Origin of the sequence: Mesorhizobium atlanticum (assembly GCF_003289965.1) — a bacterium.
GTDB classification, from domain to species: domain Bacteria; phylum Pseudomonadota; class Alphaproteobacteria; order Rhizobiales; family Rhizobiaceae; genus Mesorhizobium; species Mesorhizobium atlanticum.
Map to the genome: position 1 here is coordinate 12,996 of NZ_QMBQ01000006.1, position 21,244 is coordinate 34,239.

General features: G+C 63.1%; 19 protein-coding genes. 15 read left to right on the top strand and 4 right to left on the bottom strand.

Going from position 1 to position 21,244, the window contains the following annotated elements; all coding sequences use genetic code 11:
- Nucleotides 1–9 precede the first annotated feature (9 nt).
- The 13 genes from rpsK (at nucleotide 10) to DPM35_RS20860 (ending at nucleotide 14,514) form a co-directional block, all read left to right on the top strand.
- Nucleotides 10–399, top strand: a complete 390-nt coding sequence (rpsK, locus tag DPM35_RS20800) for a 30S ribosomal protein S11 (RefSeq protein WP_006205444.1) — start codon at nucleotides 10–12, stop codon at nucleotides 397–399.
- Between the two features lie 97 nt (nucleotides 400–496).
- Complete coding sequence (locus DPM35_RS20805) at nucleotides 497–1,507, top strand: DNA-directed RNA polymerase subunit alpha (protein WP_040994640.1); 1,011 nt, start codon at nucleotides 497–499, stop codon at nucleotides 1,505–1,507.
- A gap of 104 nt (nucleotides 1,508–1,611) precedes the next feature.
- On the top strand, nucleotides 1,612–2,043 hold the full coding sequence (gene rplQ, locus DPM35_RS20810; protein ID WP_112129145.1) for a 50S ribosomal protein L17: 432 nt from the start codon (nucleotides 1,612–1,614) through the stop codon (nucleotides 2,041–2,043).
- A gap of 192 nt (nucleotides 2,044–2,235) precedes the next feature.
- Nucleotides 2,236–3,723 carry a DegQ family serine endoprotease gene (locus DPM35_RS20815; protein ID WP_112129146.1) on the top strand — a complete coding sequence of 496 codons (1,488 nt, stop codon included), beginning with the start codon at nucleotides 2,236–2,238 and terminating at the stop codon, nucleotides 3,721–3,723.
- A 124-nt stretch (nucleotides 3,724–3,847) separates the two neighbouring features.
- Nucleotides 3,848–5,158 (top strand): replication-associated recombination protein A, encoded by a 1,311-nt coding sequence (locus tag DPM35_RS20820; RefSeq protein WP_112129147.1) that lies wholly within the window; start codon nucleotides 3,848–3,850, stop codon nucleotides 5,156–5,158.
- A 213-nt stretch (nucleotides 5,159–5,371) separates the two neighbouring features.
- Entirely contained in the window at nucleotides 5,372–6,199 is an 828-nt protein-coding gene (locus DPM35_RS20825) for an aspartyl/asparaginyl beta-hydroxylase domain-containing protein (RefSeq protein WP_112129148.1), read from the top strand.
- A gap of 176 nt (nucleotides 6,200–6,375) precedes the next feature.
- The gene (locus DPM35_RS20830; protein WP_112129149.1) at nucleotides 6,376–7,344 is read left to right on the top strand and encodes a helix-turn-helix domain-containing protein; all 969 of its coding nucleotides are present in this window, start codon (nucleotides 6,376–6,378) and stop codon (nucleotides 7,342–7,344) included.
- Nucleotides 7,345–7,485: 141 nt separating this feature from the next.
- A complete protein-coding gene (gene adh, locus DPM35_RS20835) occupies nucleotides 7,486–9,003 on the top strand; it encodes an aldehyde dehydrogenase (protein ID WP_112129150.1) in 1,518 nt (505 codons plus the stop codon).
- A 66-nt stretch (nucleotides 9,004–9,069) separates the two neighbouring features.
- Complete coding sequence (locus tag DPM35_RS20840; RefSeq protein WP_425373393.1) at nucleotides 9,070–9,435, top strand: DUF779 domain-containing protein; 366 nt, start codon at nucleotides 9,070–9,072, stop codon at nucleotides 9,433–9,435.
- A 120-nt stretch (nucleotides 9,436–9,555) separates the two neighbouring features.
- A complete protein-coding gene (locus DPM35_RS20845) occupies nucleotides 9,556–10,536 on the top strand; it encodes an RluA family pseudouridine synthase (RefSeq protein ID WP_112129151.1) in 981 nt (326 codons plus the stop codon).
- Nucleotides 10,537–10,580: 44 nt separating this feature from the next.
- Entirely contained in the window at nucleotides 10,581–11,456 is an 876-nt protein-coding gene (locus DPM35_RS20850; RefSeq protein WP_112129430.1) for a DMT family transporter, read from the top strand.
- Between the two features lie 10 nt (nucleotides 11,457–11,466).
- Nucleotides 11,467–12,258, top strand: coding sequence for an ATP12 family chaperone protein (locus tag DPM35_RS20855; RefSeq protein ID WP_112129152.1), 792 nt, complete (start codon nucleotides 11,467–11,469; stop codon nucleotides 12,256–12,258).
- Between the two features lie 369 nt (nucleotides 12,259–12,627).
- Nucleotides 12,628–14,514: an MFS transporter gene (locus DPM35_RS20860; protein WP_112129153.1), complete on the top strand. Its 1,887-nt coding sequence runs from the start codon at nucleotides 12,628–12,630 to the stop codon at nucleotides 14,512–14,514.
- 75 nt (nucleotides 14,515–14,589) lie between these two features.
- Here the strand turns inward: DPM35_RS20860 and DPM35_RS20865 are convergent, their stop codons facing one another.
- Nucleotides 14,590–14,784, bottom strand: coding sequence for a DUF2735 domain-containing protein (locus DPM35_RS20865; protein WP_112129154.1), 195 nt, complete (start codon nucleotides 14,782–14,784; stop codon nucleotides 14,590–14,592).
- Nucleotides 14,785–15,092: 308 nt separating this feature from the next.
- On the opposite strand from DPM35_RS20865, the gene DPM35_RS20870 reads away from it, so the two are divergent.
- A complete protein-coding gene (locus DPM35_RS20870; RefSeq protein WP_112129155.1) occupies nucleotides 15,093–16,130 on the top strand; it encodes a glutamine synthetase beta-grasp domain-containing protein in 1,038 nt (345 codons plus the stop codon).
- A gap of 116 nt (nucleotides 16,131–16,246) precedes the next feature.
- On the opposite strand, the gene DPM35_RS20875 is transcribed toward DPM35_RS20870, so the two are convergent.
- Nucleotides 16,247–17,413, bottom strand: a complete 1,167-nt coding sequence (locus DPM35_RS20875; RefSeq protein ID WP_112129156.1) for a DmpA family aminopeptidase — start codon at nucleotides 17,411–17,413, stop codon at nucleotides 16,247–16,249.
- A 32-nt stretch (nucleotides 17,414–17,445) separates the two neighbouring features.
- Nucleotides 17,446–18,048: a TetR/AcrR family transcriptional regulator gene (locus tag DPM35_RS20880; protein WP_112129157.1), complete on the bottom strand. Its 603-nt coding sequence runs from the start codon at nucleotides 18,046–18,048 to the stop codon at nucleotides 17,446–17,448.
- Between the two features lie 148 nt (nucleotides 18,049–18,196).
- Here DPM35_RS20880 and DPM35_RS20885 point away from each other — a divergent pair, with 148 nt between their 5' ends.
- Complete coding sequence (locus DPM35_RS20885; protein ID WP_112129158.1) at nucleotides 18,197–19,621, top strand: APC family permease; 1,425 nt, start codon at nucleotides 18,197–18,199, stop codon at nucleotides 19,619–19,621.
- Between the two features lie 166 nt (nucleotides 19,622–19,787).
- Here the strand turns inward: DPM35_RS20885 and glnA are convergent, their stop codons facing one another.
- Nucleotides 19,788–21,197 carry a type I glutamate--ammonia ligase gene (gene glnA / locus DPM35_RS20890; RefSeq protein ID WP_112129159.1) on the bottom strand — a complete coding sequence of 470 codons (1,410 nt, stop codon included), beginning with the start codon at nucleotides 21,195–21,197 and terminating at the stop codon, nucleotides 19,788–19,790.
- Nucleotides 21,198–21,244 lie beyond the last annotated feature (47 nt).

Here is a 21,244-nt window from a genome sequence, read left to right on the forward strand (position 1 = left end):
AGGACTACCATGGCCAAGGAAGCCGCTCGTGTTCGCCGTCGCGAACGCAAGAACATCTCGTCGGGCGTTGCCCACGTCAATTCGACCTTCAACAACACCATGATCACCATCACCGACGCGCAGGGCAATTCGATTGCCTGGTCGTCGGCCGGTGCCCAGGGCTTCAAGGGCTCGCGCAAGTCGACCCCGTTCGCCGCCCAGATGGCTGCCGAGGACGTCGCCAAGAAGGCGCAGGAACACGGCATGCGCATGCTCGAGGTCGAGGTCTGCGGACCCGGCTCCGGCCGTGAATCGGCCCTTCGCGCGCTGCAGGCGGCCGGCTTCACCATCACCTCGATCCGCGACGTGACGCCGATCCCGCACAATGGTTGCCGTCCGCGCAAGAAGCGCCGCGTCTGATTTTTAAGCGCCGCGCGAACGCCACGGCGTTCCTCCGCGGTTTTCCGTGTCGCCCGCCACGATTGGATGGTGGCGGGGCAAAGGAAGGAACACATTTATGATCCAGAAAAACTGGCAGGAACTGATCAAGCCGAACAAGATCGAGTTCTCGTCGAAGAAGAAGACGCTGACCACGCTGGTGGCCGAGCCGCTCGAACGCGGTTTTGGCCTGACGCTGGGCAACGCGCTGCGGCGCGTGCTTCTGTCTTCGCTGCGCGGCGCGGCCGTCACCGCCGTGCAGATCGACGGCGTGCTGCATGAATTCTCGTCCATCGCCGGCGTGCGCGAGGACGTGACCGACATCGTGCTCAACATCAAGGAAATCGCCATCCGCATGGAAGGCGATGGTCCCAAGCGCATGGTCGTGCGCAAGCAGGGCCCGGGCGCCGTGCTCGCCGGCGACATCCAGACCGTGGGCGACGTCGAGATTCTCAACCCCGACCACGTCATCTGCACGCTGGACGAGGGCGCCGAGATCCGCATGGAGTTCACCGTCGACACCGGCAAGGGCTATGTTCCGGCCGAGCGCAACCGCGCCGAGGACGCGCCGATCGGCCTGATCCCGGTCGACTCGCTCTACTCGCCGGTCAAGAAGGTCTCCTACAAGGTCGAGAACACCCGCGAGGGCCAGGTGCTCGACTATGACAAGCTGACCATGACCATCGAGACCAACGGCTCGATCTCGGGCGAGGACGCGGTCGCTTTCGCCGCCCGCATCCTGCAGGACCAGCTCGCGCTGTTCGTCAACTTCGACGAGCCGCAGAAGGAAGTCGCGACCGAGGCCGTCACCGAGCTCGCCTTCAACCCGGCGCTGCTCAAGAAGGTCGACGAGCTCGAACTTTCGGTGCGTTCGGCCAACTGCCTGAAGAACGACAACATCGTCTATATCGGCGACCTGATCCAGAAAACCGAAGCCGAGATGCTGCGCACCCCGAACTTCGGCCGCAAGTCGCTGAACGAGATCAAGGAAGTGCTGGCGGCCATGGGTCTCCATCTCGGCATGGAAGTGCCGGACTGGCCGCCGGAAAACATCGAAGACCTCGCCAAGCGTTACGAAGACCAATATTGAGCATGAATTCCAAGGATCGGCGGCGTGAGCCGCTCGATCCGACGGTCATGCGGAAAACCATCAGAGGCCGTGGCCTCTTGAACAACTGAAGAAGGAAAAGAGCCATGCGCCACGGTTTCAAAGGCCGTCGCTTCGCCCGCAGCGTAAGCCACCGCAAGTCGATGTTCGCCAACCTTGCCGTGTCTCTGATCGAGCACGAGCAGATCGTCACCACCCTGCCGAAGGCGAAGGACCTGCGTCCGATCGTCGAGAAGCTCGTCACGCTCGGCAAGCGCGGCGACCTGCACGCCCGTCGTCAGGTCATCGCTCAGATCGGCAACGAGCCGGTCGTTAAGCGCCTGTTCGACACGATCGCGCCGCGTTACGCGCAGCGCAATGGTGGCTATCTGCGCATCATGAAGGCGGGCTTCCGCAAGGGCGACAACGCCGCCATGGCGGTCATCGAATTCGTCGACCGCGACACCTCGGCCAAGGGCGCCGCCGACCGCGCCCGCCTTGAGGCTGAGGGCACCAATGAGGAAGCCGCGGCCGCCTGAGGCCTGCGTTTTCCTCAATGACTTCAAGGGGCCTTCGGGCCCCTTTTTGCATTTGGAGCGGTTTGAGCCGAGCGAGCGGAATTTGACGTCCAGGCTCAAGCTTTTGCGCGACAAGTGTCGCATTTGTGTGCATTAGCCTTTCATTCTGCACAATCGTCGGGACAATGGCGCCCGATCTGGAGGGATTCGAAAATGCACCTCAAACGACTGTTTCTTGTTGCCGCGCTGGCCGTCTTCGCCGTGGCACCGGCCGCAAGACAGGCTTTTGCCGAGGACGCCGCCAAGCCGGCCGATCCGGGCCTCTCCGACGTGCTGACCGACCTGCTGCATGGCGTCGAAGGCGAGAACGGCACGTCCAGCCCGGAAAAGCGTGTGCCGTTCGGCCGCGAACAGGTGCAACTCTCATTCGCGCCGCTGGTCAAGCAGACGGCGCCTGCCGTGGTCAACGTCTATGCCTCGCAAACCGCCAAGGTGACGTCGCCTTTCGAGGGCGATCCCTTCTTCGAGGAGTTCTTCGGCCGCGCCCAGCCGCGTGCGCAGTCTTCGCTGGGTTCGGGCGTGCTGGTCGATCCGAGCGGCGTCATCGTGACCAACTTCCACGTCATCAAGGACGCCGACGAGGTGAAGGTGGCGACAGCAGACGGGCGCGAGTTCACCTCGAAGGTCATGCTCAAGGACGAGACGCTCGATCTCGCGGTGCTCAAGATTTCGGCCGACAAGCCGTTCCCGGTAATCGCCATCGGCGATTCCGATGCGCTGGAGGTCGGTGACCTGGTGCTGGCCATCGGCAATCCGTTCGGCGTCGGCCAGACCACCACCAGCGGCATTGTGTCCGCCCTTGCCCGCAGCCATATCGGCGTTTCGGATTCGGGCTACTTCATCCAGACCGACGCCGCCATCAATCCGGGCAATTCCGGCGGCGCGCTGATCAACATGGGCGGCCAGCTGGTCGGCATCAACACGGCGATCTATAGCCGCAGCGGTGGCTCGATCGGCATCGGCTTCGCCATTCCCTCGAACATGGTGCGCGCCTTTGCCGACGCCGCCAAGGCCGGACTCGACTTCTTCGAGCGGCCCTATATCGGCGCGGAATTCGAAGCGGTGACACCGCAGATCGCTGAGTCGCTCGGCATGGAGAAGCCGACCGGCGCATTGGTCTCGTCGGTCGAAGGCGCCGGCCCGGCCGGCAAGGCCGGCCTGAAGCCCGGCGACGTCATTCTGTCGCTCAACAACACGCCGGTCGAAAGCATCGAGGCGCTCGACTATCGCATGGCCACGCTGTCGATCGGCACCAAGGCGACCTTCGGCGTGCTGAGCAAGGGCCAGCAGGCGACGCTGGAAATCCCGCTGGAGCGCGCGCCGGAAGGCGCCAAGCCCAGCGAGGTGACCTTGCGCGGCCGCAGTCCCTTCGCCGGCGCCAAGGTCGCGGAGCTGTCGCCCAGGCTTGCCCAGCGGCTCGGCCTTCGCACCGACCTCAAGGGCGTCACCGTCATCGACATCAGCCGCGATTCGCCGGCCGCCGATTTCGGCTTCCAGCCTGGCGATATCGTGCGCGAGGTGAACGGCACCACCATCGACACCGCGGCGACGCTGGCGCAGGTTGCCCAGCAGGACACGCGCTGGTGGCGCTTTACCGTCGAGCGTGGCGGGCAGATACTGCGCCAGGTGTTGCGTTATTGAGGCAGTCTGCCCATTTAGAGCTTGATCCCGAACCGACGGCCCGCTTGGCAGAAAGCGGGAACCGGTGTTCGGACAAGATCAAGCTCTCAAAAGAGCGGGATCGCGTTTCAACCAAAAGACTTGCATGGCCGATCTGTTCAGTTCCGATGAGCCGGAGAAAGCGCCGCCCGGGCGGCCGCTGGCCGACCGGTTGCGCCCCAAAAACCTCGGCGAGGTCGTCGGCCAGGAGCACCTGACCGGTCCGGACGGCGCGCTGACCAGGCTGATCGATTCCGGCTCGCTCGGCTCGATGATCTTCTGGGGTCCGCCCGGCACCGGCAAGACGACGGTGGCGCGGCTGCTTGCCGGCGAGACCAACCTTGCCTTCGAGCAGATCTCGGCGGTGTTTTCCGGCGTCGCGGACCTCAAGAAAGTGTTCGAGGCGGCGAAACTGAGGCGCGCCAACGGCCGCCAGACCCTGCTCTTCGTCGACGAGATCCATCGTTTCAACCGCGCCCAACAGGACGGGTTTTTGCCGGTGATGGAAGACGGCACCGTGGTGCTGGTTGGCGCCACCACGGAGAACCCGTCCTTCGAGCTGAACGCGGCGCTTCTGTCGCGGGCGCGCGTGCTGGTGTTCCGTTCGCTCGGCGAGGAAAGCATCGCCAAGCTACTGGCGCGGGCGGAAGAAACCGAGGGCAGGGCGCTGCCGCTCGACGATGAGGCGCGCGCGATGCTGATCCGCATGGCGGACGGCGACGGCCGCGCCTCGCTGACGCTGGCCGAGGAAGTCTGGCGCGCCGCCAAGAAAGGCGAGGTCTTCGGCCCGGAAGGCCTGCAGCGCGTTATCCAGCGCCGCGCGCCGATCTACGACAAGGGCCAGGACGGCCATTACAACCTGATCTCGGCGCTGCATAAATCGGTGCGGGGCTCCGATCCGGACGCGGCGCTCTACTATCTTGCCCGCATGTTCGACGCCGGCGAGGATCCGCTCTATCTCGGCCGCCGGCTGGTGCGCATGGCTGTGGAGGATATCGGGCTCGCCGATCCGCAGGCGCTTGTCGTCGCCAACGCGGCCAAGGACGCCTACGACTATCTAGGCTCGCCTGAGGGCGAGCTCGCCTTCGCCCAAGCGGCCGTCTATCTCGCCACCGCGCCGAAATCGAACGCTGTCTACACAGCCTTCAAGGCTGCGACCGCGGCGGCCAAGGAGTTCGGCTCGCTGCTGCCGCCCAAGCACATCCTCAACGCGCCGACCAAGCTGATGAAAGAGGAGGACTACGGCGCCGGCTATCGCTACGACCATGACGAGCCGGACGCGTTTTCCGGTCAGGATTATTTCCCCGAGAAAATGGGCCGGCACACTTTCTACGATCCGCCGGAGCGAGGCTTCGAGCGCGAAGTCAGGAAGCGGCTGGAATACTGGGCAAAGCTGCGTAGCGAACGGAACACTTGATTTGCGCTGCCCGGTGGTCGGCACGCTCGTGCCTGCCGGGTCAGCATTGAGGATAAGTGGAAATAGTCACTCCAAATATTTATGTGGCCCTGCTGTTCGGCCATGCGACGGCATTGTGCCGGGAGACAAAAAATCCTATCAAGACGCACGGCTGGCGGGGGTCGCCGTGATTTTGTCCCACGGAACAGGATCGCGCTCCCCGCGCGAAAAACAATGAAAAAGAAAACCGTCAAGTCGCTCCGCAAGGCCGCCATCGCGGTCGTGGTTCTCGCGCTCGCCCTCTACTTCATCCCGGTCCTGACCGCGATCTGGGTCGTCTGCGGCCTGATCGACGTCATGCGCAACGATCAGAAGAACTGGAAGCTTTTCGACCGCTACTTTCTCGGCAACGGCCTGTTCACCTGGCTGCTGTCGCCATTCAACCTGATTGTCGACCTTCTCTGCTACCGCAACCCCGGCGTCTGGAAGCCCGAGCAGTTTCCTGAGGACTATCAGCGCGAGATCAACGAAGTCCTGGGCGTCTTCAACGCCCGCAAGGACGAGATCATCGCCGACATCGACGCCAATTTCGGCGCCGGCCGGCGCGGCATGTACGTCTATCAGTGGTACGGCAAGCACAGGATCGACAACGTTCCCGAATTCAACAAGGACTACAAATACATCAAGACGATCGCCGTATCCGTATTCAGCAAGGGCGAATCCACGTCCTGGCATTTCGGTCCGCTGCGGCTCAGCCTGCGCATCCTCTACAATCTGATTCCGGTGCAGGCGGAGATCTTCGTCCAGTGCGGCAGCAGGAAGAACTACTGGCACGACAATCCCTTGTTCATCTTCGACGACACGCTGTTCCACCGCTCGGTCAACGAATATGACGGCCGCCGCTACTGCGTCTTCGTCGACATCATCCGCCCGTCTCCGTTCCCGAGGCTGATAGCGCGCCTTCTCGCCATCGTCTCGGTCAGCGTGGAGCGCATCAATTCGCTCTTCTATAGGAACTGGAAGATGATCGGCTCGTCCAAGCCGAAGGCGGCCGCCAACTGATTCTGGCGCCTCTTCAATTTCCTGGCTCGGCCGGTGCGGCCGGGCCGTCGCCTGACTGCTCTTAAACCAACGTCCTATAGCGCCGATCGGCTGCAACCGGTACAACTTTTCCATCGGATATATCCACAAGGATATAACGAAGGGCGGAAGGAGGTCCGCTCGCTGGGAGGATAGGTTTGAGCGGGCGGCAAGCAGCCGGTCATGCGGATTTCGTCCAGGCTTCGATCGCCAGAAGCGATGCGGCCCATTCCGCGTTGGTCGCCTCGTGGCGGCGTTCCCTTCAATTGCATCACCTCGATCCGGCCGAGGGCAAGGCCCCCAGGCGGCTGACCGAAGCCGAATTGCGGCAGGCTCGTCAGCGCATGGAGCGGATGATCCGCGCGGCCGAAGGAAGCCTCAACAGGCTCTATCTGGCGGTCGGCGGTGTCGGTTGCTGCGTGATGCTGGCGGATCGCGACGGCATCCCGGTCGAGCGCCGGGGCGCGGTCGCCGACGACGAGACCTTCGACGAATGGGGCCTGTGGACCGGCTCGGTCTGGAGCGAAGACAGTGAAGGCACCAACGGCATCGGCACCTGTCTTGCCGATCAGCGGCCGCTCACCATCCATCGCGACCAGCATTTCTTTTCGCGCAACACGCTCATGAGCTGCACCACGGCGCCGGTCTTTGACCATGAAGGCAACCTGGCGGCCGCGCTCGACGTATCGTCCTGCCGCTCTGACCTGACGGAAGGTTTCGTGCAGCTTATCTCGGTCGCGGTGGGCGACGCCGCGCGCCGTATCGAGGCCGAGAATTTCCGTATGGTCTATTCCAATGCCCGCATCCTGCTTGCATCGGTTGCCGAGCGCGGCGCCGGCGCGCTGATCGCCGTCGATGCCGACGACCTTGTGATCGGCGCGACACGCTCGGCACGGCTTGCTCTTGGCATAACGTCGGAAGGCCTGGCCAGGGGCCTGCTCGCCGCGGACATCCTTGGGGACGTGACCAAGGCCCCGGAGGATCTCGACGATGCCGAGCGCAGTGTGCTGCAGCGCGCGATGGCGCGCACCGGCGGCAATGTCTCGGCAGCGGCGCAGAGCCTCGGCATCTCGCGCGCGACGCTGCATCGCAAGCTCGCCCGTTTCAGCATCCGCCGGCCGCATTGATTTACGCAACCTGACCTGTCGCAGTTCTGCGACACTCGGCGGTCCCGATCCGTTCGCCTGGGGATGACAGGCTGAAGAGCATCCGCAAGTGTTTCCAGCGACGCGCCACATTCCGTGACGCCGTTTTGCTGGGAGGCAGACATGAACAAGGTTGAGTTCTCACGCACGGCCAAGGTCCCCTTCGCCAAGCGCTATGACAACTTCATCGGCGGCCGCTGGGTCGCCCCGCACGCCGGAAAATACTTCGACAACATCTCACCGGTGACCGGCCGGCCGCTTTGCGAGATCGCAAGGTCCGACGCGCAGGACGTCGAAGCCGCGCTCGATGCCGCGCATAAGGCGAAGGACGCCTGGGGCAAGACCAGCCCGGCGGCCCGCGCCTTGATCCTCAATCGCATTGCCGACCGCATGGAAGACAATCTCGACCTGCTGGCGCTCGCCGAGACCTGGGACAACGGCAAGCCGATCCGCGAGACGACGGCGGCGGACCTGCCTCTGGCCATCGACCACTTCCGCTATTTCGCCGGCGTCCTTCGCAGCCAGGAGGGCAGCCTTTCCGAGATCGACCACGACACGGTCGCCTACCATTTCCATGAGCCGCTGGGTGTCGTCGGCCAGATCATCCCTTGGAACTTCCCGTTGCTGATGGCCTGCTGGAAGCTGGCGCCCGCGCTCGCCGCCGGCAATTGCGTGGTGCTGAAGCCGGCCGAGCAGACGCCCGCCACCATCATGCTGTGGGCCGACCTTATCGGCGACCTTTTGCCGGAAGGCGTGCTCAACATCGTCAACGGCTTCGGCCTCGAGGCCGGCAAGCCGCTGGCATCGTCGAACCGCATCGCCAAGATCGCTTTCACCGGCGAGACGACGACCGGCCGCCTGATCATGCAGTATGCCTCGCAGAACCTCATCCCAGTGACGCTGGAACTCGGAGGCAAGTCGCCCAACATCTTCTTCCAGGACGTCGTTGCCGAGGACGACGACTTCTTCGACAAGGCGATCGAGGGCTTCGTCATGTTCGCGCTCAACCAGGGCGAGGTCTGCACGTGCCCGAGCCGCGCGCTGGTGCATGAGAAGATCTACGACAAGTTCATGGAGCGCGCGCTGAAGCGCGTCGAGGCGATCGTGCAGGGCGATCCGCTCGATCCGGCCACCATGATCGGCGCGCAGGCTTCGAGCGAGCAGCTGCAAAAGATCCTCTCCTACTTCGACATCGGTCGCCAGGAGGGAGCCCAGGTGCTGACCGGCGGCGAACAGAACCACCTGCCGGGCGACCTTGCCGGCGGCTACTATGTGAAGCCGACTGTCTTCAAGGGTCACAACAAGATGCGCATCTTCCAGGAAGAGATCTTCGGGCCGGTGGTGTCGGTGACGACCTTCAAGGACGATGACGAGGCGCTGTCGATCGCCAACGATACGCTCTACGGCCTCGGTGCCGGCATCTGGAGCCGCGACGCGAACCGTTGCTATCGCTTCGGCCGCGCCATCCAGGCGGGCCGCGTCTGGACCAACTGCTATCACGCCTATCCGGCGCATGCCGCCTTCGGCGGCTACAAGCAGTCCGGCATCGGCCGCGAGACGCACAAGATGATGCTCGACCACTACCAGCAGACCAAGAACATGCTGGTCAGCTACAGCCCGAAGAAGCTCGGCTTCTTCTGATCCTCCCGGGCCGTACGGAGGGGAGGGCGCGCCTGTCGTGCCCTCCCGCTCTTGAAGGAGGAACCGATGGACAAGATGTCCTTAGACAAAGTCTCGGCCACGCCGGAGGCCGAGGTGCTTCTTGCCGAGATCATAGCCGACCACGGCCCGGTTCTGTTCCACCAATCCGGCGGCTGTTGCGACGGTTCTTCGCCGATGTGCTACCCGCGCGGCGATTTCATCGTCGGCGACAGCGACGTGAAGCTCGGCGAGATCGGCGACACGCCGGTTTATATCAGCGCCTCGCAATATGAAGTTTGGAAGCACACCGATCTCATCATCGATGTCGTGCCGGGCAGGGGTGGCATGTTCTCGCTCGACAATGGCCGCGAGAAGCGCTTCCTGACGCGTTCGACGGTTTGCGCGGTGTCGCCGCCATCTTCCACCGACTGAGCGAACAGACCAGACCCCATCAGCCGCGATTGGGGTAATCGTCGCGCTTTGTTGGGTCTTTGGCTCGCAACCTGTTCGCCTTAGTGCTATGGCGCCGCTTTCGAACGGAAAAGCAAAGTCATGGCAGGTGTTGAACAGATCACGGTGGAAGCCGGCGAGGCGGGCATGCGGCTCGACCGCTGGTTCAAGGTCCATTATCCGGGCCTCGGCTTTGGCCACCTGCAGAAGCTGTTGCGCTCGGGCCAGATCCGCATCGACGGCGGCAGGGCGAAGGCAGACACGCGCGTCGAGCCTGGCCAGACGGTGCGCATCCCGCCGCTCGACATCGACAAGAAAGGCGACGCGCCGCTTACCGGCCACTCGATCCGCAACCAGGGCGATGCCGACGTGCTCGCCAAGATGCTTCTCCACGAGGACCCGAAGGTCTTCGTCTTCAACAAGCCGGCCGGCCTGGCGGTGCAGGGAGGCTCAGGCGTCACCCGCAATGTCGACGACATGCTGGAGGCCTGGCGCAACCAGAAGGGCGAGAAGCCGCGCCTGGTCCACCGTCTCGACCGCGACACGTCCGGCGTGCTGGTCGTTGCCCGCACGCGTCTTGCCGCGATGAAGCTCTCGGAAGCGTTCCGGGCGCGCGAGACCAAGAAGACCTACTGGGCGCTGGTCAAGGGCGTGCCGCCGAAGCGCGAGGACAAGATATCGACCTGGCTGGTCAAGGAGGCAACGCCGGACGGCGACCGCGTGCGTGTCGCCAAGCATGGCGAGAAGGGCGCCGACCATGCCGTGTCCTACTATCGCGTCGTCGAGCAGGCGGCGCAGTCGCTGTCCTGGCTGGAGATGGAGCCCTATACCGGCCGCACGCACCAGCTGCGCGTCCATGCAGCCCATATCGGCTGCCCGATCATCGGCGATCCGAAATATTTCGAGGCCGATACCAACTGGGAATTCCCGGGCGGCATCCAGAACCGGCTGCATCTGCATGCCCGCCGCATCGTCATCCCACATCCGGACCAAGGCGTCATCGATGTGACGGCGCCGATGCCGCCGCATATGCGCCAGAGCTGGAACCTGCTCGGTTTCGACGAACAGAGCGCGGAGGACTGAGATTGACCATTGCGCCCGCACTGGATCGCCGTGACGCGGTCGACATGGCGGCGGCGGCCATCATGGTCGGGCTGACCTTCTCCTGGGGACTGAACTACGTCGCCGCCAAGATCTCCTACGCAGGCTACGACCCCGTCTTCGTCTCGATCGCCCGTTCGCTCATCGGGGGAGCCTGCGTGTTCGCCTGGTGCCGGCTGCGCGGCGTCAAGTTGTTCGAAGCGGATGGAACGCTGACCGCAGGCATCGTCGTCGGCGTGCTCTTCGGCGTCGAGTTCCTCTGCCTCTATATCGGGCTTGAATACACGACGGTTGCCCGCAACACGCTGCTGGTCAATACCATGCCTTTCTGGGTGCTGATCGGCGGTCATTTCCTGCTTGGCGAGCGCATCAACGCGCGCAAGCTCGGTGGGCTTGTTCTGGCCTTCTGCGGCCTGGTGGCCGTGTTCTCGGACGGCATTGTCGCAGGCGCCGATACGACCCTTCTTGGCGATCTTCTCAGCCTGGGTTCCGGCGTCCTGTGGGCCGCAACCAGCATCGTCATCAAGCGCTCGAAACTGGTGGCGACCACCGCCGAGAAACTGCTGCTCTATCAACTGACCGGCGCCGCCGTCGTTGGTGTCATGGTGATGCCCTTGGCTGGCCCGCCCATCCGCGCGGTTGCCACCTTGCCGACGCTGGCGCTGCTCTTCCAGTCTTTCTATATCGTCGCTTTCACCTATGTATTGTGGTTCTGGCTGCTTCGGCGCTACCCCGCGTCCGGTCTGTCGAGCTTCGCCTTCCTGTCGCCGGTGTTCGGCGTCTTGTGCGGCGCCGTGGTCCTTGGTGAAGCGCCGACGACCAGGATATTTCTGGCTCTGGCCCTGATTGCCGCAGGCCTCATCATCGTCAACCGGCCCGCGCGCAGGCAGCCAACAGTTTAGGGAGTTCGACATGCGCGACATCCTCGAAGACCTCGAAGCCGGAAAACTGCTTTCCGACCCCGATCCCGTGCGCCGCGCCCAGATCCAGATGAAGACGCCGCTGCCGAAGCGTTTCTACAAGGCGGTTTCGGTGGTCCCGGTGGAAAATGGCTTTGCCATTCATCTCGACGGCCGTCCGGTGCGTACACCGGGCAAGGCCGTGATGGTGCTGCCGACCGAAAAGGCCGCGGCGCTGGTGGCTAGCGAATTCAGTGCGCAGGGTGAGGTCATCGACCCCGTGACGATGCCGGTCATGCGCCTCGTCAACACCGCGATCGATGGTGTCGCCTCCGACCCGCAGGCGGTGCTGGAAGACGTGCTGCGCTTCGCCTCGTCCGATCTCTTGTGCTACCGCGCCGACGGTCCGCAAGGCCTGGTCGATCGTCAGAACAAGCTGTGGGATCCGGTGCTGGACTGGGCGCGCGGCAGCCTTGGCGCGCGCTTCAACCTTGCCGAAGGCGTCATCCATGTCGATCAGCCGCGCGAAGCCATCGCCATCCTTGGCGCGCATCTCGGCCAACGCTCCGAGCCGATGCGGCTGGCCGCCATCCATGTCATGACGGCTCTGACCGGTTCGGCGCTGCTGGCCTTGGCCGTGGATTTCGGCGAGTTGGACGCCGAGGAAGCCTGGGCAGCGGCCCATGTCGACGAGGACTGGCAGATCGACCACTGGGGCCAGGACGCGGAGGCTGTCGCGCGCCGCTCGGCCCGCAAACGCGACATGATGGCGGTGGTCAGCCTGCTCGAGGCGCTGCAAGGCTAAAAGCAATTCCAGGAAAAGTGCGAAGCGGTTTTCCGTTCGGAATTGCGTGGAAACAAATAGAGCAATTCCAGGAAAGTGCGAAGCGGTTGGGTTTGGCGATTTCGCCGCAGCCCTCCTTTCGGAATTGCGCAAAACAAACAAACCTGGAGTGGGCCGGCGACCCGCCGGAGCTGAGCCACTCCAGGCGTACGCCGCTTTCGCAGCGCACCTAATACCAAAGTCATAATCCCATTGTCGCGGTGCCTTTCGTCCGCCCTTTCTGTCATTTTTTGCTTCGTTGGCTGCGTTTCCTGGGGTCCGCGTTCGGAGGAGCGCGAACCGTGCGAGCAGCAATCGAGGACAGACGGGATCTCACGGGAGGATATTCAAATGGCAATGGCTTCGACCGCCGGCGGGAGCAGCCGCGGCATGACGCGGGAGGAGAAGAAAGTCATCTTCGCCTCATCGCTCGGCACCGTTTTCGAATGGTATGATTTCTATCTTTACGGTTCGCTGGCTGCCTTCATCGGCTCGACCTTCTTCAGCCCGGCGATCCCGGAGGCGACGCGCAACATCTTCGCGCTGCTGGCCTTTGCCGCCGGCTTCCTGGTGCGTCCGTTCGGCGCGCTCGTGTTCGGCCGGATCGGTGACCTCGTTGGCCGCAAATACACCTTCCTCGTCACCATGACGATCATGGGCCTGTCCACCTTCCTGGTCGGCCTGCTGCCCGGTTATGCGAGCTGGGGCATCGCGGCTCCGGTGATCCTGATCGGACTGCGCATGCTGCAGGGCCTGGCGCTCGGCGGCGAGTATGGCGGCGCCGCGACCTATGTCGCCGAACATGCGCCCGACGATCGCCGTGGTTACTACACGTCATGGATCCAGACCACGGCAACGCTCGGCCTGTTCCTGTCGCTCATCGTCATCCTGATCGTGCAGGCCTCGCTCAGCAAGGAAACCTACGCCAGCTGGGGCTGGCGCATTCCCTTCATCGTTTCCTTCCTGCTGCTCGCCGTTTCGGTCTGGATTCGGCTGTCGCTGTCGGAGTCGCCGACCTTCCAGCGTATGAAGGACGAGGGTAAGGGCTCCAAGGCGCCGCTGACGGAGGCTTTCGGCCAGTGGAAAAACGCGAAGATTGCCCTTCTGGCGCTGCTCGGTCTCACCGCCGGCCAGGCCGTGATCTGGTACAACGGCCAGTTCTACGCCCTGTTCTTCCTCACCAACGTGCTGAAGGTCGACGCGCAGTCGGTCAACATCATGATCGCCATCGCGCTAGCGATCGGCTCTATCTTCTTCGTCGTGTTCGGCTGGCTGTCCGACAAGATCGGCCGCAAGCCAATCATCATGGCCGGCCTGGCGCTCGGCATCGTCTGCACCTTCCCGCTGTTCAAGGCGCTGACCTGGGCCGCCAATCCGGCTCTGGCCACCGCCCAGCAGAGCACCCGCGCGGCGGTGACGGCGGCGCCTGGCGACTGCAGGTTCCAGTTCAACCCAGTCGGCACGGCGAAGTTTACGACGTCCTGCGATATCGCGACCTCGTTCCTGACCAAGAACTCGGTCCCATATGACGTCATCACGACGGCCGCGCCGGGAACTGCGGCCACGGTCAAGATCGGCAATGAGACGGTGGAGTCTTATGACGCCGTTGCCGCCGGCGATCAGGCCAAGGCCAAAGAGGCCGCTTTCCAGAAATCAGTCAACATCGCGCTGAAGGACGGCGGCTATCCGCTAAAGCGCGCGGCGATCAAGGTGGCGGACCAGAAGCTCGACGCCTTCATCGCGGCCAATCCGGAACTGAAGCTCGACGCCGCGGCCATTCGCGGCGGCGAGAAGGCGACGGTCCCGACCGATCAGGCGGTAGCCGACAAGGTCCTGACCAAGGACGAGGCAGCCGGCGCTCCGGAGGTCACCGTCTACAACATACCGGGCGGCGGCGCGTTTGCCATGTTCGCCGATCCGACGGCCATCAACTGGCCGATGACAATCGGCATCCTGTTCATCCTGGTGCTGTTCGTGACCATGGTCTATGGGCCGATCGCTGCGATCCTGGTCGAAATGTTCCCGACCCGCATCCGTTACACCGGCATGTCGTTGCCCTACCATATCGGCAACGGCTGGTTCGGTGGCCTGCTGCCGGCGACGGTGTTCGCGCTCAGCGCCTACAAGGGCGATATCTACTACGGTCTCTGGTACCCGGTGATCATCGCGGCGATGTCGTTGATCATCGGTACGATCTTCGTCAGGGATACGCTCGGCACCGACCTGCACGCCAAGTAACAGTGCTCTGCAAACGAAAGCCCGGCGTGAATGACCACGCCGGGCTTTTTTTGTGCTTGAAGCTCGAAGAGCCTGTCAGCTCTTGTGCTGCTGGTTCTCTTCCTCGACGGCCGCTTCGTGATACCAGCCGTCGAAGTCGGCATGCTCACCGGGCAACGAAGCCAATTCTGCCGCGAATTTCGCCTTGGCGCCTAAATTTGAGGCAGGCCTACGTCCTGCCAGTGGGAACATCAGGATTTTCGCCGTGGGACGGGCGGAGACGATCTCCATTGCCGGTCTCCTTTCTTCTTTACGGGCTTTTCGATTCATCTTTCCCGCAATGTAAGTTGTGCGATTCATTTAGGCAATATGCCTATCAAAAGATCATTGTTTGCATATTATTTGTGCATATAGAGGATCTGATCGATCTCGCCGCAGTGCTGAGGTGGCTCAGTCAAACCAACACGATCTCGTGACCATTTTGCCGCACCCGATCGCGCGGGTGTGGCATACGATTTGCATTTTAACGACCGGCAGGCCGGCTAGCCCGGCCATGCGTCGACACCGCGTGCGGTGATCAAGCAACGAGAGGCTCTAGAATGACCAAATACAAGCTCGAGTATATCTGGCTCGACGGATACGTCCCGACCCCCAGCCTGCGCGGCAAGACCCAGATCAAGGAGTTCGCCGAGTTCCCGACGCTCGAGCAGCTGCCGCTGTGGGGCTTCGATGGCTCCTCGACCAACCAGGCGGAAGGCCACAGCTCCGACTGCGTGCTGAAGCCCGTTGCCGTCTATCCGGATCCGGCCCGCACCAATGGCGTGCTGGTCATGTGCGAAGTCATGATGCCCGATGGCGTGACGCCGCATGTCTCCAACAAGCGCGCCACCATCCTCGACGACGAGGGCGCCTGGTTCGGCTTCGAGCAAGAGTATTTCTTCTACAAGGACGGCCGTCCGCTTGGCTTCCCGGAGAGCGGCTATCCGGCGCCGCAGGGCCCGTATTACACCGGTGTCGGCTACAAGAATGTCGGCGATATCGCGCGCACCATCGTCGAGGAGCATCTCGACCTTTGCCTGGCCGCCGGCATCAACCATGAAGGCATCAACGCCGAAGTGGCCAAGGGCCAGTGGGAATTCCAGATATTCGGCAAGGGCTCCAAGAAGGCCGCCGACCAGATGTGGATGGCCCGCTACCTGCTGCTGCGCCTGACCGAGAAGTACGGCATCGACATCGAGTTCCACTGCAAGCCACTCGGCGACACCGACTGGAACGGCTCGGGCATGCACTGCAATTTCTCGACCGCCTACATGCGCGAAGTCGGCGGCAAGGCCTATTTCGAGGCGCTGATGGCGCAGTTCGACAAGAACCTGATGGACCATATCGCCGTCTATGGCCCGGACAATGACAAGCGTCTGACCGGCAAGCACGAGACCGCGCCGTGGAACAAGTTCTCCTACGGCGTCGCCGATCGTGGCGCTTCGATCCGCGTGCCGCACTCGTTCGTCAAGAACGACTATAAGGGCTACCTGGAAGACCGCCGCCCGAACTCGCAGGGCGACCCCTACCAGATCGCTTCGCAGGTCCTGAAGACGATCTCGGAGGTTTCGACCGCCGCCGTTTCGGCCGCCGCCTGATTTCCCGGCGCAGGCGAGGCCTGCGCTAGATGAGTTTCAATAGTGAAAGGCCCCGGCGCGCTCCGCCGGGGCCTTTTGCATGGCAACTGCCGGCGACGGAGCTCCGCCCGCTGCCATCAGCCGGCAATGACGCCACGCGATTTGAGCGCCGCCACCACTTTGTCTCGCGGTAGGGCAGGGCTACGATTGCCGTCGCGGCCGACCATCTCCGTGTTGGCGATGAGCGCGTTGAGCACAGCTTCCTCGGTCGCTTGCACGACGGCTGTGTAGAAATCGTCCATGCGACCCCAGGGGATAAAGTCCATGCGGCTGTAGCTCTGCTCGCTCGGAGCGCCCTTCGGAAAACGACCATTGAGCGCATCGCGATTAGCGGTCGACAAAGCGAGAAAAATATCGCCGGAAAAATGCGAGCCGGCGGTGCCGGTGCGCGCCAGTCCGAGCGGCACGCGACGGGCCAGCGCCTTGCATTGTCCGGGCAGCAACGGCGCATCGGTGGCGACGACGCCGATGCAGGAGCCGGCGCCCGTCGGGGCGCCGCTGAAATAGGCCTCCATGGGATTGTCCGCCGCAAGCTGAGCCCCAAGCGGCACGCCGGCGATGCGGAGCTCCTGTCGCGAACCGAAATTGGCCTGCAGGAAAACGCCGACCGTGTAGGAGCGGTGACCGTAGTCGACGACCCGCGAGGCGCTACCGGAACCGCCCTTGAAGGCGTAGCAGTTCATGCCGGTGCCGCCGCCGACCGACCCTTCCTCGATCGCCCCGCCGGCCGCATTGTCGATCGCCTCGATCGCGTGGTCGACGGTGACGTGCGAGCCGTTGATGTCGTTGAGATAACCGTCCCAGGTTTCGGCAACCACCGGCAGCAGCCACTGGTTTGCCACCTCGGGCTTGTTGCGCGCCACCCAGTCGATGACGCCGCGATGGCAAGGACCTACCGCATGCGTGTTGGTGATCAGGATTGGCATCGACAGACTGCCGGCCTCCTCGAGCCACGAAGCGCCGGTCATCTCGCCATTGCCGTTGAAGGAATGATAGCCGGCCGCTAAAGCCACGCCGACGCCGTCGCGGCCAAGCGGCAGGATGGCTGTGACTCCGGTGCGAACCGGCCCGTGCCCGAGGCTGAGCTTGCCGTGGCCCTTGATCAGCGTCGAATAGCCGACGAGCACGCCTTCGACATCGGTGATGGCGTTGACCGGTCCCGGTGTGCCCGGCAGCGGAATGCCGAGGCCGCGGGCTCGCGTTTTGCCGGTCGGCGTGGTGGTCGAGGCTATTCGTTGGTCCATGCTGAGGAATGCTCCCGTTGATGAAAACCGGCTCAGCGAAGGCTGCAGCCGGTGGCAAGTTCGGCGTAGCCGGTGAGGATCGCCATTGCCGAGGCGTGGTCGACGGCAGGCACGACATTGACGAGGTGGAGGCCGAGACCGTCTTCCAGGACGACGAGGCTGCGAGCGATGACTTCGCTCGCCGCATTCAGCTTGAAGATGCCTGTGGCGGCGCCTGCTTCGAGGATGCCGACATAGATCGCCACCTGACGCTCAAACAAAGTGATGTGGCGGGCCGCGTAGCTGGCGTCCGAGCGCGAATACGCCCCGAGCTCCAGCAGGAGCCGGCAGAGCTGGTCGTCCGGATCGGTCGGGAGACCGCTTTCCAGCATCGTTTTCAGCCGTACCCTTGGGTCGGCGATCGCGGCGACGGATGCCGCGCGTTGGGTGCAGAAGCGTTCGACCGCCTTTTTCTGCACGTCGTCGAGAAGCTCCTTGAGGCCAGGATAATAGTAGAGCAGGGCGCTCGAGCTCATGCCGGCCTCATTGGCCACGTCGCGCAAGGTGACGCCGGCGAGTCCGCGTTTGGCGATCATCGATTCGGCTGCCGCGACCAGCGTCAGGCGGCGATCGGTCTGTGTCTTGGGTCTGCCCATTTTCGTTTCCTGAATTTGATTCAATAAAAAACTGGCCTACGGATTTTTGCAAGTCGGCATATCGCAAATTTGTTGACGCTGTTTGTCAACGTGGATAGCCTCCGCTTCGGACAGTAATTTTTATCCAATTAAAAAAAGGGGAGCAACAATGTCCACCAACGAAGCCACTACCGCGGCCGCCGACAAGACCGCGACCGGCGCCAAGGGCCTGGACCGGGCACTGAACGCGCTGGGCACGCTGATGATCGTGCTATCGGCGGTAACGCCGGCATCATCCGTCTTCATCATCGTACCGGGCGTGATCGCGCTGGCCGGCACCGGCTCATTCCTGAGCTTCGTGATCGCGGCCGTGATCGGCCTGTTCATGGCCTTCGTCTATGCCGAGCTTTCCTCGGCCTATCCGATGGCCGGCGGCGAATACACCATGATCGGCCGCACGCTCGGCCGCTTCTGGGGCTTTGTCACGCTGGTGCTGGTGTTCGTGTCGATCGTGCTCATCGTCGCCGTCATCGCGCTCGGCGTCGGCACCTATCTCGGTGTCATCATTCCCAATCTCAGCCCACAATGGGTAGGTGTGGTGACGATCATCCTGGCTGGCGCTGTCGCCGCCATGCGCATCAAGCTCAACGCCTTCGTCACCGGCATCTTCCTAGGCATCGAGATGCTGGCATTGCTGATCCTGACCGGGCTCGGCTTCGCTCATGTCGAGCGGCCGCTCTCCAGCCTGTTCACCGCGCCGCAGTTGCTCGATGCGACGACCAACGCGCTGGTTCCGGCCTCGGCCGGCATCATCCTGGCCTCCACCGCCGTCTCGCTCTTCGCCTACAACGGCTATGGCGCGGCCGCCTATTTCGGCGAGGAAACTCAGGACGCCAAGCGCAACATCGGCAAGGTGGTGCTCTGGGCATTGGTGATCACCGTCGCCGCCGAGCTCATCCCGCTGACCGCCGTTCTGCTCGGCGCGCCGGACCTCGTCGGCCTGCTCTCAGCACCCCAGAAGATCGAATATTTCCTCGAAGCGCGCGGCGGCCATTGGTTGACGGTGGCGATCAGCCTGGCGATCGCGGTTGCCATCTTCAACGCCGTCATCGCAATCATCCTGCAGGCGGCGCGGCTTCTCTTCAGCTCCGGCCGCGACAAAACCTGGTTCGGCCCGATCAACAGCGCCGTCGCATCCGTCCACGGCACTTACGCATCGCCGTGGATCGCCACCATCGTGGTGGTGGTGCTGGCCGCACTCGCCTGTTTCATCGATCTCAACCTCCTGCTGGTCGTCAGCGGCACCTCGCTGGTGGTGATCTACGCGCTGCTTTGCGTCGCCGTCTTCGCCGGCCGCCGCAACGGCACCACCTCTGGCGGGCACTATCGCATGCCGCTGTTCCCGGTGCCGGCGATCCTCGCGTTCCTGGCGCTCATCTACGTCGCCTACCAGAACCTGCTCGACGCCGCTTTCGGGCGCCCGAGCCTGATCGCGACTTTGGCGATCATGGCGGTTGCAGCGGTCTACTTCCTGCTGTTCCTGGCGCGCCGCGCCGACTGGAACCTGCATGGCCCCGACGAGCTTGCGGGATAGGCGTCAGCCCTCCGACGTCCCGTCCATGCGAGAACCCCGGTGAAAGCCGGGGTTCTTTTTACAGTTGCCTGGAGGGCGCCGGACCCCATTTTCCAAAAATGAAAAAGCCCTTGGAGGCTGTTTGCCTCCAAGGGCTTTGGGCTTGATTCAACGTCCGATCAGAAGCTTAGACCGAATAGTACATGTCGTACTCGACCGGATGCGGCGTCATTTCGAAACGCATCACCTCGGCCATCTTGAGCTCGATATAAGCATCGATCTGATCATCGTCGAAGACGCCGCCGGCCTTCAGGAACCCGCGATCCTTGTCGAGGTTCTGCAACGCCTCGCGCAGCGAGCCGCAGACGGTCGGGATCTTCTTCAGCTCCTTCGGCGGCAGGTCGTAAAGATCCTTGTCCATCGGCTGTCCGGGATGGATCTTGTTCTTGATGCCATCGAGGCCGGCCATCAGCATGGCGGCGAAGCCGAGATAGGGGTTCGCGCCCGGATCGGGGAAGCGGACCTCGACGCGCTTCGACTTCGGCGAGGAGCCGAAGGGAATGCGGCAAGAAGCCGAGCGGTTGCGCGCCGAATAGGCGAGCAGCACCGGCGCTTCATAGCCCGGCACCAGACGCTTGTAGGAGTTGGTGAGCGGGTTGGTGAAGGCGTTGATCGCCTTGGCGTGCTTGATGATGCCGCCGATGTAATAGAGGCAGGTTTCCGAGAGGCCTGCATATTCGTTGCCGGCGAAAGTCGGCTTGCCGCCCTTCCAGATCGACTGGTGCACATGCATGCCCGAGCCGTTGTCGCCGAACACCGGCTTCGGCATGAAGGTGGCCGTCTTGCCATAGGCATTGGCGACCTGGTGCACGACATACTTGTAGATCAGCATCTTGTCGGCGTTGCGCACCAGCGTGTCGAACTTGATGCCGAGCTCGTGCTGAGCCGCGGCGACTTCGTGGTGGTGCTTCTCGACGCGCACGCCCATCTCGGCCAGCACGGTTAGCATTTCGGAGCGCATGTCCTGCGCGGAATCGATTGGCGGCACGGGGAAGTAGCCGCCCTTGATGCGCGGACGGTGGCCGAGATTGCCGGTCTCGTAGTCGGTGTCGTCATTGGAAGGCAGTTCGGTGGAGTCCAGACGGAATCCGGTATTGTAGGGATCCGCCTTGTACTTGACGTCGTCGAAGACGAAGAACTCGGCTTCGGGGCCGACATAGATGGTGTCGCCGATGCCTTCCGACTTCATGTAGGCTTCGGCCTTCTTGGCGGTGCCGCGCGGGTCGCGGTTGTAGGCCTCGCCGGAGACCGGATCGAGGATGTCGCACAGGATGACCATGGTCGACTGCGCGAAGAACGGATCCATGTGGACGGTGTCCGTATCGGGCATCAGCACCATGTCGGACTCGTTGATCGCCTTCCAGCCGGCGATCGAGGAGCCGTCGAACATGACGCCATCGGCGAACATGTCTTCCTCGACCTCGACGACATCCATCGTCACATGCTGCAGCTTGCCGCGTGGATCGGTGAAGCGCAGGTCGACGAATTTCACGTCGTTGTCCTTGATCTGCTTCATGATGTCTTTGGCTGTCGTCATGTCATGTATCCCTGTGTGATGACGTGTTTTTTGATGATGACGTTGCA

What these genes read in the sequence shown, in the direction of transcription:
- rpsK (WP_006205444.1), top strand. Translation starts at nt 10, where the DNA reads ATGGCCAAGGAAGCCGCTCGTGTTCGCCGTCGCGAACGCAAGAACATC.
- DPM35_RS20805 (WP_040994640.1), top strand. Translation starts at nt 497, where the DNA reads ATGATCCAGAAAAACTGGCAGGAACTGATCAAGCCGAACAAGATCGAG.
- rplQ (WP_112129145.1), top strand. Translation starts at nt 1,612, where the DNA reads ATGCGCCACGGTTTCAAAGGCCGTCGCTTCGCCCGCAGCGTAAGCCAC.
- DPM35_RS20815 (WP_112129146.1), top strand. Translation starts at nt 2,236, where the DNA reads ATGCACCTCAAACGACTGTTTCTTGTTGCCGCGCTGGCCGTCTTCGCC.
- DPM35_RS20820 (WP_112129147.1), top strand. Translation starts at nt 3,848, where the DNA reads ATGGCCGATCTGTTCAGTTCCGATGAGCCGGAGAAAGCGCCGCCCGGG.
- DPM35_RS20825 (WP_112129148.1), top strand. Translation starts at nt 5,372, where the DNA reads ATGAAAAAGAAAACCGTCAAGTCGCTCCGCAAGGCCGCCATCGCGGTC.
- adh (WP_112129150.1), top strand. Translation starts at nt 7,486, where the DNA reads ATGAACAAGGTTGAGTTCTCACGCACGGCCAAGGTCCCCTTCGCCAAG.
- DPM35_RS20840 (WP_425373393.1), top strand. Translation starts at nt 9,070, where the DNA reads ATGGACAAGATGTCCTTAGACAAAGTCTCGGCCACGCCGGAGGCCGAG.
- DPM35_RS20845 (WP_112129151.1), top strand. Translation starts at nt 9,556, where the DNA reads ATGGCAGGTGTTGAACAGATCACGGTGGAAGCCGGCGAGGCGGGCATG.
- DPM35_RS20850 (WP_112129430.1), top strand. Translation starts at nt 10,581, where the DNA reads ATGGCGGCGGCGGCCATCATGGTCGGGCTGACCTTCTCCTGGGGACTG.
- DPM35_RS20855 (WP_112129152.1), top strand. Translation starts at nt 11,467, where the DNA reads ATGCGCGACATCCTCGAAGACCTCGAAGCCGGAAAACTGCTTTCCGAC.
- DPM35_RS20860 (WP_112129153.1), top strand. Translation starts at nt 12,628, where the DNA reads ATGGCAATGGCTTCGACCGCCGGCGGGAGCAGCCGCGGCATGACGCGG.
- DPM35_RS20865 (WP_112129154.1), bottom strand. Translation starts at nt 14,784, where the DNA reads ATGGAGATCGTCTCCGCCCGTCCCACGGCGAAAATCCTGATGTTCCCA.
- DPM35_RS20870 (WP_112129155.1), top strand. Translation starts at nt 15,093, where the DNA reads ATGACCAAATACAAGCTCGAGTATATCTGGCTCGACGGATACGTCCCG.
- DPM35_RS20875 (WP_112129156.1), bottom strand. Translation starts at nt 17,413, where the DNA reads ATGGACCAACGAATAGCCTCGACCACCACGCCGACCGGCAAAACGCGA.
- DPM35_RS20880 (WP_112129157.1), bottom strand. Translation starts at nt 18,048, where the DNA reads ATGGGCAGACCCAAGACACAGACCGATCGCCGCCTGACGCTGGTCGCG.
- DPM35_RS20885 (WP_112129158.1), top strand. Translation starts at nt 18,197, where the DNA reads ATGTCCACCAACGAAGCCACTACCGCGGCCGCCGACAAGACCGCGACC.
- glnA (WP_112129159.1), bottom strand. Translation starts at nt 21,197, where the DNA reads ATGACGACAGCCAAAGACATCATGAAGCAGATCAAGGACAACGACGTG.